Origin of the sequence: Streptomyces sp. NPDC096046 (assembly GCF_040303285.1) — a bacterium.
Lineage (GTDB): Bacteria > Actinomycetota > Actinomycetes > Streptomycetales > Streptomycetaceae > Streptomyces.
The window spans coordinates 1-12657 of the sequence record NZ_JBEOSZ010000093.1; the positions used below are offsets into that span (position 1 = coordinate 1).

Annotated in this window: 8 protein-coding genes; all 8 read left to right on the forward strand. The window is 72.8% G+C overall.

The window, feature by feature from the left end; all coding sequences use genetic code 11:
- The first annotated feature begins 294 nt into the window (after positions 1-294).
- Positions 295-477 (forward strand): lysine biosynthesis protein LysW, encoded by a 183-nt coding sequence (locus tag ABTX62_RS37245; RefSeq protein WP_352120331.1) that lies wholly within the window; start codon positions 295-297, stop codon positions 475-477.
- A 124-nt stretch (positions 478-601) separates the two neighbouring features.
- Positions 602-1630: an N-acetyl-gamma-glutamyl-phosphate reductase gene (gene argC / locus ABTX62_RS37250; RefSeq protein ID WP_352120332.1), complete on the forward strand. Its 1029-nt coding sequence runs from the start codon at positions 602-604 to the stop codon at positions 1628-1630.
- Positions 1631-1676: 46 nt separating this feature from the next.
- Positions 1677-2549, forward strand: coding sequence for a [LysW]-aminoadipate kinase (locus ABTX62_RS37255; protein ID WP_352120333.1), 873 nt, complete (start codon positions 1677-1679; stop codon positions 2547-2549).
- Positions 2542-6756, forward strand: a complete 4215-nt coding sequence (locus tag ABTX62_RS37260) for a non-ribosomal peptide synthetase (RefSeq protein ID WP_352120334.1) — start codon at positions 2542-2544, stop codon at positions 6754-6756. Before ABTX62_RS37255 ends, ABTX62_RS37260 begins: the two co-directional genes overlap by 8 nt.
- Entirely contained in the window at positions 6753-7958 is a 1206-nt protein-coding gene (locus tag ABTX62_RS37265) for an acyl-CoA dehydrogenase family protein (RefSeq protein ID WP_352120335.1), read from the forward strand. The genes ABTX62_RS37260 and ABTX62_RS37265 overlap by 4 nt, the downstream gene beginning before the upstream one ends.
- A gap of 37 nt (positions 7959-7995) precedes the next feature.
- Positions 7996-9105 (forward strand): acyl-CoA dehydrogenase family protein, encoded by a 1110-nt coding sequence (locus tag ABTX62_RS37270; RefSeq protein WP_352120336.1) that lies wholly within the window; start codon positions 7996-7998, stop codon positions 9103-9105.
- A gap of 32 nt (positions 9106-9137) precedes the next feature.
- Positions 9138-10511 (forward strand): M20/M25/M40 family metallo-hydrolase, encoded by a 1374-nt coding sequence (locus ABTX62_RS37275; RefSeq protein ID WP_352120337.1) that lies wholly within the window; start codon positions 9138-9140, stop codon positions 10509-10511.
- A gap of 126 nt (positions 10512-10637) precedes the next feature.
- Positions 10638-12657 (forward strand): AMP-binding protein (locus ABTX62_RS37280; RefSeq protein ID WP_352120338.1); only part of this gene is annotated, 2020 nt, incomplete at its 3' end.

Sequence of the window (12657 nt, forward strand, 5' to 3'; positions counted from 1 at the left end):
GAAACAGGAAGACCTCTTCGTCGAACTCGGCTTCAGACGTGAACTCGGCCTCAGACATGGTGATGTCAGCCCCTCCGGGGTGCGTGGGATGTCGGGCGGTCGATCGACCCCGGCTTCGAGGCTCGCAGCGAGCCGGCCCCCGTGACAGTCGGGAGGAACCCCTACGCGGCGCGCCACCGGAGGCCCGCACGGGCTGTCCGGGATTCCCCCGACTGTTCCGAGCCGCTGTCCGGCGGTGACGCTCGTATCCGGCCGGAGAGATGACCCGGTCCGACCGACACGAGGAGGAACGGGATGACCACCGCGACCGCGGTCACCACCTGCCCGGAGTGCGAGAACGGCGTTGCCGTCCCGGAGGGCGTGCGCCAGAGCGAGATCGTCGAATGCGGCGACTGCCTGAGCGAACTCGAAGTGATCACCGCCGAGCCGCTGCTGCTCGCGCTCGCCCCCGAGGTCGAAGAGGACTGGGGCGAGTAGTCCTGAGGCTCCGACTCCCCGGGCGCCTGACGTCCGGGGACCGCCGCCGCACCTCCGACGCCCGCCGGCCCGGACGGTTCAGACGGTTCACACAGCTCAGACAGTTTCAGACCTGGAGGTCTCCGTGATCCGTGCCGGCGTCTACGGCGCGTCAGGGTACATCGGTGGAGAGTTGCTCAGACTGCTGCTCGGCCACCCCGAAGCCGACATCGTGAGCGCGGTGTCGACCAGACTCTCCGGCCGCAGGGTGGACACGGTCCACCCCAATCTGCGCGGCAGCACCGAGCTGCTCTTCTGCGCGCCGGAGGACGTCGCCGACTGCGACGTCATCTTCACGGCCCTGTCGCCCTCGGTGGCGGCGGAGCTGATTCCGGAGCTGACCGGGAAGGCACCGGTCGTCATCGACCTGAGCGGGGGCTTCCGGCTGCGCGACCCGCTGGTGCACGCCCGCTACTACGGCGAGCACCCCCGGCCCGAGCTGCTGACGGAGTTCGTCACGGGTTGGCCGGAGCGCCACCGCAAGGAGCTCACCACGGCCGACCGGATCTCCATGCCCGGCTGCATGGCGAACGCGGCCACCCTCGCGCTGTACCCGCTGGCGGCCGAGGGTTTGATCCGCCCCGACGTCACCGTCGACGGCCGGGTCGGCTCCAGCGGCTCCGGAGTGAGCGCCGACGCCATGAACCTGCATGCCGAGCGCAGCGGCGCCATGCGGGTGTTCAAGCCGCAGAAACACCGGCACGAGGCCGAGGTCGCACAGGGCACCGGCCTCACCGTGCGGATGAGCGCGACCGGCGTGGAGGCGGTGCGCGGAGTGCAGGTGCTGATCCGCGTCGACGCCGCCGACGGCGTCACGCTCGGCGAGCGCGAGCTGCGCAAGCTCTACCGCGCGTACTACGCCGACGAGCCGTTCGTACGGATCGTCGCGCACAAGCGCGGCCTGTACCGGCTGCCCGAGCCGAAGATCCTCAACGGCTCCAACTTCTGCGACATCGGCTTCTCCACGGACCCGGAGGACGGCAGCGCGGTGCTCGTCGCGGCGCTGGACAACCTCGTCAAGGGCGGTGCGGGCAACGCCGTACAGACCATGAACATCCGCTTCGGCCGGCCGGAGACCCTCGGTCTCGGATTCACCGGCCTGCACCCGGTGTGAACCGGCGGGACCAGGAAGACCGGAAGACTCGAAGGAGGGGAAGGCAGTGGCAGACGGACTGACCGTCGTGAAATGCGGCGGGGCCGCCGGAGTGGACCCGGCCCGGGTGTGCGCGGATGTCGCCGCGCTGGTCAAGGCGGGTGAGCGGGTCGTGCTGGTGCACGGAGGCTCGGCCGAACTCGAACAGCTGGCCGCGCGGCTCGGCGTACCGCAGCGCACCATCACGGCGCGCAGCGGCGTCACCTCGCGGTACACCGACGACGCCACACTGGAGGTGCTGACCCTGGCACTGGCCGGGCAGGTCAAGCCGGCCGTCCTGGTGGAGCTGGCCGGCCACGGGGTGCCCGCGGTCGGGCTGACCGGCGTGGACGCGGGCCTGCTGCGGGCCCGCCGCAAGACCGCCATCCGGGCCCGGGTGGACGGCCGCACCGTGCTGGTGCGCGACGACCACAGCGGGCGTATCCACGAAGTCGACCCGGCCGCGCTCAAGGTGCTGCTCGACGCCGGAATCACCCCGGTCGTCTCGCCGCCCGCGCTCGCCGAGGACGGCCGGCCGGTGAACGTCAACGCGGACCGCGCGGCGGCCGCCGTCGCCGTGGCGCTGAGTGCCCGGCGACTGGTGTTCCTGACCGCCGCCCCCGGCGTGCTCGCCGACCCGCGGGACGAGACCAGCCGCCTCGACCGCTGTGAACTGCCCCTCGACGGCACCCCGCCGGGCGCCGAGGGCGGGATGGCCGTGAAGCTCATCGCCGCGCGCGAGGCTCTGGTCGGCTCGGTCCCGGAGGTGCTGATCGCTGACGGCCGTAGGGCCGAGCCGGTGCGTCGGGCGCTGGCGGGGGAGTCGACGGCGGTCGTGCTGGCACCGCAGGCACCGCAGGACCAGGAGACCGACAATGCGCCGGGAGCGGGAGATGAGTGACCTCAAGCGGGTGCCACGGCGGGCCGTCCGGGCGCCCGGAGCCCTGCCCGACGCCGTCCGCGGCGAGCCCGCGCCCCCGGCACCGCCCGCCGCAGGCACCCCCGCGGCGGGCGGTGCCCGGCAGGCCCTCCAGCGGCTGCGGAACAGTCGCCGGACCGAGCAGCGCATCGAGCCCGCGGACCGCGACCGCAGTCTGCCGCTCGCCGCGGCCCAGCAGCGGCTGTGGTTCCTGGACCGCTGGAACCCCGGCTCCGCCGCCTACAACGCGCCGCTCGCACTGCGCCTGACCGGACCGCTCGACCCGGTCCTCCTCGGCCGGGCGATCAGCGCGGTGGTGGAGCGGCACGAGATCCTGCGGACCCGCTACGGCAGCGCCGACGGCCTTCCGTACCAGATCGTCCAGGACCCGGCCCCGGTGCCGCTCGACCTCACCGATCTGCGTGAACTCCCCGGCGACGAGCGGGAGAAGCACGTCACCGAGCTCGTCGCCGAGGGCGCCGGCCGGCCCTTCGACCTGGCAGCCGGACCGGTGCTGCGGGCGAGCCTGTTCCGGCTCGCCGACGACGAGCACGTCCTGCTGCTCAACATCCATCACATCGCCACCGACGGCTGGTCCACCGCGATCGTCTCCCGCGAGATCATGGCGCGGTACGCGGCCGAGGCGGCCGGACTGCCTGATCCGCTGCCGCAGCTGCCCGTCCAGTTCGCCGACTACGCCGTGTGGCAGCGGCGCAAGCTCACCGAGCCGTCGTTCGAGGACCGGCTCGCCTACTGGACCGAGCGCCTCGAGGGCCTGCCCGTCCTCGACTTCCCGAGCGACCGGCCCCGACCCAGGCAGCCGACCGGCGCCGGATCGGTACGCGAGAGCCGGCTGCCCGCGAGCCTGCAACAAGCCATGGTCGGCCTGGCCCGCAGCGAGCGCGTCACCGTACTCACCGTGGCCCTCGCCGCCTTCCAGACACTGCTGTCCCGCTACACCGGACAGGACGACATCGTCGTCGGGTCGGTCGTCAGCGGGCGCACGGCGCCCGAGACCGAGCCGCTCGTCGGCTTCTTCGCCAACACCCTGGTGCTGCGCACCGACCTCTCCGGCGAGCCCACGTTCCGCGACCTCCTGGCGCGTACGAACGAGACCGTCGTGGGCGGCCTCATGCACCAGGACGTGCCCTTCGGCAGGCTCGTCGACGCCATGCAGCCCGAGCGGGAGGCGGGGCGCAACCCCCTCTTCCAGATCTCCTTCACCCTGCAGAACGCCGCCGCGGACGGCGAGGACCTGGGGGAACTGCGCATCGAACAGGTGCCGCTGATCGTCGGCACCTCCCGCTTCGACCTGGCCTTCCAGCTCACCGAGGTTCCCGGCGAGGGCTACCGGGTGTGGATCGAGTACTCCACCGAGCTCTTCGACAGCGAGCGCATCGACCGGCTGATCGGACACTACGGCCGCATCCTGGAAGCCGTCGTCGCCGATCCCGGGACACCGATCGGCCGGATCGGGCTGCTCGACGACGCCGAACACCGCCAACTGGTCCGCGGCGACAACCTCACCGACCGGGAGTACGCCACCGCGGGCTCGGCCCTGCACCAGCTCGTCGAGCGGCGGGCCGACCTGCACCCCGAACAGCCCGCCCTGCGCTTTTTGGGCAGCGGCCTGACCTACGGCCAACTCGACGCGCGGGCCAACCAGCTGGCCCACCACCTGCGCGACCTGGGCGTCGGCCCGGAGAGCCGGGTCGGCATCCTGATGGAGCGCGGACCGGAACTGATCGTCACCCAGCTCGCGATCCTCAAGGCGGGCGGCGCCTACGTGCCGCTCGACCCGGTCCACCCGGCCAACCGGCTCGGCTACATGCTCGAGCGGGCCGACAGCACCCTGGTCGTCACCGAGGGCGCGCTCGGCGACGCACTTCCCGCCACGACACGGCGCCTCGACTGGCGTGCCGCCGACTTCCTGGACACGCTGGAGCGCAGCCCGCGCACCCGGCCGGACCTCCCCGTCCACCCGCGCAACCTGGCCTACGTGATCTTCACCTCGGGCTCGACGGGCAAGCCGAAGGGCGTCCTCGTCGAGCACCGCAGTGCCGTCAACTTCACCACCTCGTCGGTCGACATGTTCGGCCTCACCACCGACGACCGGATGCTGCAGTTCGCCAACCCGGCCTTCGACGTCAGCGTCTTCGAGATCTACAGCGCGCTCGCCTCCGGCGCCACCCTGGTCATGGCACCGCGCGGCACCCTCCTCGACCCCGGGTCGCTGGCCGCCCTGCTGCGCGAGGAGCGGGTCACCACCGCGGACATCCCGCCGTCGATCCTCGCCGTGCTCGACCCTTCCGGACTCCCGGACCTGCGGAACCTGTTCGTGGGACTGGAGCCGTTCCCCGGCGACCTCGTCGACCGGTGGCGGGACGGCGGCAGGCGGGCCTTCCACAACGGATACGGACCCACCGAGACGACCGTCGCCTCCGTGGACCATCTGTGCGGTCCGCAGAAAGGCTCGGCCAGCCCGCCTATCGGCCGGCCGCTCGCCAACCAGTACGCGTATGTCCTCGACCCGTTCGGCAGACCGGCGCCGCGCGGAGTGGCCGGCGAGCTGTGGATCGGCGGCCTCGGACTGAGCCGCGGCTACGCGGGCTCGTCCGGGGCGACCGCCGAGCGCTTCCTGCCCGACCCGTTCGCGTCCCCCGGCAGCCGGATGTACCGCACCGGCGACCTGGCGCTGCGACGGGGCGACGGCGAGCTGGAGTTCTTCGGCCGGGCCGACACCCAGGTCAAGATCCGGGGACTGCGGATCGAACCCAGCGAGATCGAGCAGGTGCTCTCCCGGCACGCCCAGGTGCGCCAGGCTGCGGTCGTCGTCCTCGACACACCGCCTGACGGGCCGCGGCTCGTCGCCTACGTCGTGCCGGCGGCCGGCACCCGGCCGGATCCCGCCGTGCTGCGCGCCCACCTCGCCGAGGACCTCCCGCCGTACATGCTGCCCAGCGCTTTCGTGACGCTGGACGCGCTGCCGCTGACCCCGAGCGGGAAGCTGGACCGCAAGAAGCTGCCCGAGCCCGAACAGCGGGTGCGCAAGGACCGTCAGGCCCCGGCGACCGCCACCGAGCGCGCCGTCGCCGGAATCTGGGCGGGGCTGCTCCCCGACAAGGACTTCGCCCGCGACGACAACTTCTTCATGGTGGGCGGCAACTCGCTCCAGGCGACCCAGCTGCTCGCCCGTATCGAGGAGGTGCTGGGCGCCGGGATCCAGCTCAGGCAGCTCTTCACCCACGCGACGGTGGAGCAGCTCGCGGGAGTGGTCGACGCGGCGCGAGCGTCCGCGACCGCGAACCCGTCCGCCGGCGAGAGCGGTTCACCCGCTACTCGCGACGCGTCCGGACCGTCGCCCGAGGCCGCACCCGTGGTACTGGCCGCCGGCGGTGAACGTCCCGTCTTCTTCTGCGTCCACCCCAGCGGCGGCTCGGTCGCCCCCTACGTCCCGCTCGCCGCCGGCCTCCACCCGGGACAGCCCCTCCACGCCCTTCCAGCACCGCTTGTGGACGCCGGGGAGAGCGACCCGGTCGCGGCACTGGCCGCGGCACACGCCCGGACCATCCTGTCCGCCCAGCCCGCCGGCCCCTACTACCTGGGCGGCTGGTCCTCCGGCGGCGCCCTCGCCTTCGAAACCGCCCATGCGCTGCGGGCGACGGGGGCCCAGATCGCGGTGATCACACTGCTCGACACCGATGTGCCGCCCGAACTGGCCGAGCCCCCCAGCACCGCCCGGGCCATCGCTCTCTACGCCGCCGACCTGGCGGGACTGCGCGGTCAGGAGGACACCGGGATGCCCGCCCTGGACGACATCGACGCCCTGGACTACGAGGAGCAGATCGCCGTGGCAGCACGCAGAATCGCCGCATCCGAGCTCGCGCCCGGCGCCGACACCGCGCAACTCGCCGCCCGCATGCGCACCTTCGTCACGACCGTGCGCGCCGGAGCCGTCTGGCACCCGCGCACCACGGACGTCCCGCTGGCGCTGGTCACCTCCGAGGCCCCCGAGGCAGATGAACGCGCCCGCTACTGGCAGACCCGTACCACCGGCGGGTTCACTCACCGCCGCGCGCCGGGCGACCACTACGCCATGGTGGCGCCACCGCACGTCGGTGCCGTCGCCGACCTGCTCCAGGAGATCCTCGACGGAGCCCGGGCCGGACAGCGGGGGGCCCAGGCGTGAGCGAGAACGGGACGGCCGAGGCCCGGCCGACCGGCGTCGGACCCGTGGACGGATGGCTCAGCCTCGCGCAGCGGGCCTTCCGCCAGGAGGTACGGGACTTCTTCGCCGAGGACCGCGTCCACAAGGCCGTCGACGCGATGCAGGAGTACGGCCCGCGCGAGGAGAGCGGCCTGCTCGACGTGTACCGGTGGTTGGGCGAGAAGGGCTGGCTGGCACCCGCCTGGCCGGTGGAGTACGGCGGGCTGGGCCTGTCGGCCGTCGAGGCGGGCATCGTCCTCGAGGAGATGGTGCTGCACGGCGTCCCCGAGGACCAGCACGTCCTGAGCATCGGCACGGTCGGCCAGTTCCTGCTGGAGGCGGGCACCGCCGAGCAGTGCGCCCGGCACCTGCCCGCCCTGGCCCGGGGCGAGGAGATCGCCACCGTGCTGTTCACCGAGCCGCACTGCGGCTCCGACCTCGCCGCGCTGCGTACCCGTGCGGTGCCGGACGGCGACGGCTGGCGGCTGTCGGGACGGAAGATCTTCAACCAGAAGTCGCAGTTCGCCGAGTGGGCGCTGTGCGCGGCCCGCACCGACGACGGCCCGGTGAAGTACCACGGCATCACTCTCTTCCTGCTGCCGCTCCGCTCTCCCGGAGTGGTGATCAACCCGGTGTGGAGCATGGGCAACGAGCGGTTCAACGAGGTCGTCGTCGAGGATGTGCGGCTCACCGCCGAGCACGTGGTGGGACGGGTGGACGAGGGCTGGCAGCCCGTCAACGACATGCTGCTGCTCGAACGCACCGGCATGGACTTCCAGGCCAAGCTGCGCCGCTGGTTCGACGCGGTCGTCGCGGACGCACGCCGCACCGGCCGGATCACCGAGCCCGGCTGTGCGCGGCGGCTGGCGGAGCTCGACGCCCGGCTCAAGGCGGGCCGGGCGCTCGCCTGGAGCATGGTCCGCGCCCAAGCGGCGGGGGAGCCCGACCCGGTGGCGTCGGCCGCCTCCAAGTGGTTCATCACCCAGCAGTCCGACGATGTCGTCCGCCTCGGCGCCGAAGTCATGGGGCTGGACGGGCTGTTGAGCAGCTGGGACGGCGAAGGCCCCGACCTCGGCCGGCTGGAGGCCGTCTACCGGCAGAGCCCCGCCCACACGCTCGCCTCGGGCACCTCCGAGGTGATGCTCCAGATCATCGCCGCCACCGGGCTCGAACTCTTCTCCTGAAGCAACGTGACCCCGAGAGTCTGAGAGGACCACCCCCATGACCTCCGTCGCGGCCCTGCCGGCCGAACTCGCGGAACTCTTCGACGGCGACCTCGCCCCCACCCTGAGGAGGATGGGCGAACGGGCCCTCGGGGGCGGACCGGTCGCACCGGAGCAGTCCGACGCCCGGGCCGCGGTCTGGGAGACCCTGGCCGAGACGGGCGTGCTCGACACGGTCGTGGACGGCACCGAGTCCCCCGGACACCTCGTCGCCCTGGGCGCCATGATGGGCAGGTCCCTGTTCCGGGGCCCCTACCTGGACACGGCGGCCGCCGCCGAACTCGTCACCGCTCTCGGCGCGCACGCCGGCGACACGTACGCCGATCTCCTCGACGCCGTCGCGGACGGCGCCGCCACCGTGGCCCTCGCGCCCCGAGCCGCGGGGACCGACGACCCGTACGAGCCCGCACCGCTCGTCCTCGGCGAGGGCCCCGGGGGCCCCTGGGTGTCCGGGCACCGCCGGTTCGTCGGCTGGGCGGACTCCGTCGACTGGATCCTCGTCGTCGGTACGGTCGCCGCCGGCACCGCCCTCGCCCTGGTGCGCGCCGACGACCCCGGCATCACGGTGCGGCGCCACGACGACATCAGCCGCGGCGACCTGCACTGCGTCGACCTGCACGAAGTTCCGCTGCACGGAGGCCGGCTGATCGGTGACCCGGGGCCGGCGAAACACGCCTGGCGCCGGGCGCTCGCCACCGTCCGTGTCCGGCACGCCGCCACCCTGGTCGGTCAGGCCCAGGGCGCCCTCGCCCTCGCCGTCGAGCGGGCCAGGAGCCGCGTCCAGTTCGACCAGCCGCTCGCCCGGCACCAGAGCGTGGCCTTCACCCTCGCCGCGCTCTTCGCCCGGATCACCGCGGTCCGCTCCTTCACCGAGGACACCGCCCGGGACCTGAACGAGGGCACCGACGCCGAACTGGCCGTCCTGCAGGCGCTCGCACTCGCCGCCGACCTCGTCCGCGACGCCGCCGCGCAAGGTCTCCACGTGCACGGCGCCCACGGCATGACCGAGGACGCGGACATCCAGCTGTACTTCCGGCGCGCCGCGCTCGACGCCCTGCTGTGGGGCAGCCCCGCCCAGCTGTGGAACCGGGCAGCCACCCTGCTGTGATCCCGCCCCGACCTCCGACGAAAGGAACGGCCATGTCCGCACCGCCAGAGACCGCCGAGGCCGTCGACCCCATCCCGATCCTGCGCCGGCTCATCCGCTTCCGCAGTGTGAACCCGCCCGGGGAGGAGCGCGGCTGCGCCGAGTACATCGCCGGACTGCTCGCCGAGGCCGGCATCGAGTCCCGGCTGCTCGGCCCCGATCCGGAGCGGCCTAACCTGATCGCCCGCGTTCCGGGCCGGGGCGAAGCGCCCCCGCTGCTGCTGCACGGGCACTCCGACGTGGTGCCCACCGACGGTCAGGAGTGGACCCACCCGCCATTCGAGGCGCTGCTCATCGACGGCGAGGTCTGGGGCCGCGGCGCGATCGACATGAAGGGCGGGCTCGCCATGATGCTCGCCGCGCTGCTCACCCTGCGCGCCCGGGGCGAGGCACCCGCCGGCGACGTCCTGCTCGCCGTGGTGTCCGACGAGGAGAACGGCAGCCGGGTCGGCGCCGGCTGGCTGGCCACCCACCACCCCGAGCTGTTCGAGGGCATCCCGTACTGCATCGGCGAGGACGGCGGCGCGGTGCTCACCGCCGACCCGAACCGGCGCTTCCACCCGGTCGGCGTCGCCGAGAAGCGGGCCTGCTGGCTGCGGCTGACCCTGCGCGGCCGCGGCGGACACGCCTCCCGCCAGGGCTGGCCCAACCTCGCCGTCCACCAGCTCACCGAGGTGCTCACCGCACTGCGCGACGGCCGCCTGCCCGTCCACCTCACCCCCGCTCTCGACCGGATGCTCCAGGAGATGAGCACCGTCGTCGGCGACGAACTCGCGGCGGAGCTGACCGCGTTGCGCAAGGGGGAGCGTACGACCGTCCCGTACGACCTGATGGACACGGCGGATGCGGTCTACCTGGACTCCACCATCCGGCACACGGTGAATGCGACGATCATCCGCACCCCCGAGAAGATCAACATGATCCCGGCGGAGATCACCGTCGACCTCGACGGCCGCATCCTCCCCGGCGACTTCGGCGTCGCGGACTACGTCGCCGAACTGCGGGCCCTGCTCAACGAGTTCAGCGCCTCCGGCCGGCTCGGGGACGAGGTGGGGATCGAGCTGCTGCTCGAAGGGTCCCGCAACCCCAAGGCCGAGCCCGAGTTCGGCCCGTTCTACGAGCGGCTGGTGGAGATCCTGCGGGCCACCGACCCCGAGGGCGTCCCGATCCCCATGATCACGCCGGCCTCGACCGACGCCCGGCTCTTCGCCAACCTCGGTATGGACTGCTACGGCTGGCTGCCGATGCTGCTGCCGGCCGGCTCCCGCTACCAGGAGAACATGCACGACGCCGACGAGCGGGTCCCCGCCGAGGCGGTCCGCTTCGGTGCCGACTGCCTGTACCGCTTGTTGATCGACCATCCCTGAACCGGCCGTGCCCGGCCGGCCGTCGTACGCCGCGGCACGGCCCCACCGCCCGGCCCGTGGCCCGCCGAAGCGCCGCGCCACGGGCAGACGTGCCCGCGAATCCTGCCCGGAACCCGGAGGAAAACCATGTCGTTCCGCCCCGCCGACCTCGTCCAGATGCTGCGTGCCCGAGCCGCCGCCACCCCCGAGGCCACCGCGTACGTCCTGCTCGAGGAAGACGGCTCGGAGCGCCGGCTGACCTACGGTGAACTCGACACCCGGGCCCGCGCCACCGCCGCCGCCATGCAGCAGCAGGGCACCGCCGGAGGCAGGGCCCTGCTGCTGTACCCGCCGGGCGAGGAGTACATCGTCGGATTCTTCGGCAGCCTCTACTCCGGCACCGCCGCCGTCCCCGTCTACCCGCCCTCCGGCAAGCGGGGCCTGGACCGGCTGATGGACATCGTCATCGACGCCGAGGCGACCGTCGCGCTCACCGACGACTCCACCCTCCGGCTCATCCAGGACATGGGCGACAGTCTCGGCGCACTCTCCGAGCTGTCCTGGACAGCCACCGACATCGTCGCCCGAGAGGCCGGTGACGCCTGGGCGGAGGTCACCCCCGGCGGGGACGCGCTGGCCTTCCTCCAGTACACCTCCGGCTCCACCGGCTCGCCCAAGGGCGTCGTGCTGCGGCACGGAAACCTGATCGAGAACTCGCGCACCATCGCCCGCGCCAACGGGTCCACCCACGACAGCGTCGGCGTCAGCTGGCTGCCGCCCTACCACGACATGGGTCTCATCGGCGGCATCCTCCAGCCCCTCTACAGCGGCTTCCCCTGCGTCCTGATGGCTCCGATGACCTTCCTGCGCCGCCCGCTGCGCTGGCTCGACGCCATCAGCCGGCACGGCGGCACCATGAGCGCGGCCCCCGACTTCGCGTACGCGGAGTGCGTCCGGCGGGTCACCGAGGAGGAGATCGCCGGACTGGACCTGTCCACCTGGGAACACGCCATGATCGGCGCCGAGCCGGTCCGCCGCCGGACCCTCGACGACTTCGAACGGGTCTTCGCCCCGGCCGGGTTCCGCCGCTCCTCCTTCCACCCCTGCTACGGGCTGGCCGAGGCCACCCTCTTCGTCACCGGTGGCAAGCCCGGCGCCGAGCCCCTCGCCGTCACCCTCACCGAGGACGGCCCGAAGCCGCCGGCGGACGGCGCCGCGGGCACCACGCTCATCGGCTGCGGCGACATCCAGGGCGAGGACCGGATCCTGGTCGTCGACACGGAGACGCTGCTGCCCGCCGCGGAGGGAACGACCGGCGAGGTCTGGGTCACCGGCGGATCCGTGGCCCAGGGCTACTGGCGCCGCCCGGAACTCACCGAATCCACCTTCCGCGCCGAACTCGCCGAGCCCGACGGTCGCACCTACCTGCGCACGGGCGACCTCGCCTTCCGCCACCAGGGCGAACTCTTCATCACCGGCCGTATCAAGGACCTCATCGTCGTCCGCGGCCGCAACCACTACCCGCAGGACATCGAGTACACCGCGGAGCTCAGCCACGAACTCCTCGTGCCCAACCGGGCAGCCGCCTTCGGTACCGACGACGGCACCGGGGAGAGCGTCGTCCTGCTCCACGAGGTCAGCCGGAAGTTCCGTGACGAGGACGCCGACGAGGTGCTCACCGCCATCCGGAGCGCCGTGACCGTCGAACACGGACTCGCTCTCCACGACATCGTGCTGGTCAAGATGGGCGCCCTGCCGCGCACCTCCAGCGGCAAGATCCGCCGTCGCGCCACCCGTGAGCGCTACACCGCCGGCGACTTCCAGGCCCTCGCCACCAGCACGGGGGCCACTCCCGCCGACGACAGCGCCGCCGCGCTCTTCGCCGACGATCCCATCGGCGCGGACGTCCTGGCCAGGATCGCCGACGCCCTGGGCACCACCACCGACCGGATCTCCGCGACCCGGCCGCTGGTCGCGCAGGGCCTCGACTCCCTGCACGCGGTCCGGCTCCGCTCCGTCCTGGAGGCCGAGCACGGCGTCGAGGTCCCGCTCGCCGCACTGCTGGGCGAGACCGACGTCTCCCAACTCGCCGATCTCGTACGGTCCTCGGGCACCGGTACACCCGTCGCCGCCGTCACCCGCCGCGCGACCGGGGGCGAGTCGTCGG

Coding starts and splice junctions, on each gene's coding strand:
- ABTX62_RS37245 (WP_352120331.1), top strand. CDS start 295: ATGACCACCGCGACCGCGGTCACCACCTGCCCGGAGTGCGAGAACGGC.
- ABTX62_RS37270 (WP_352120336.1), top strand. CDS start 7,996: ATGACCTCCGTCGCGGCCCTGCCGGCCGAACTCGCGGAACTCTTCGAC.
- ABTX62_RS37275 (WP_352120337.1), top strand. CDS start 9,138: ATGTCCGCACCGCCAGAGACCGCCGAGGCCGTCGACCCCATCCCGATC.
- ABTX62_RS37260 (WP_352120334.1), top strand. CDS start 2,542: ATGAGTGACCTCAAGCGGGTGCCACGGCGGGCCGTCCGGGCGCCCGGA.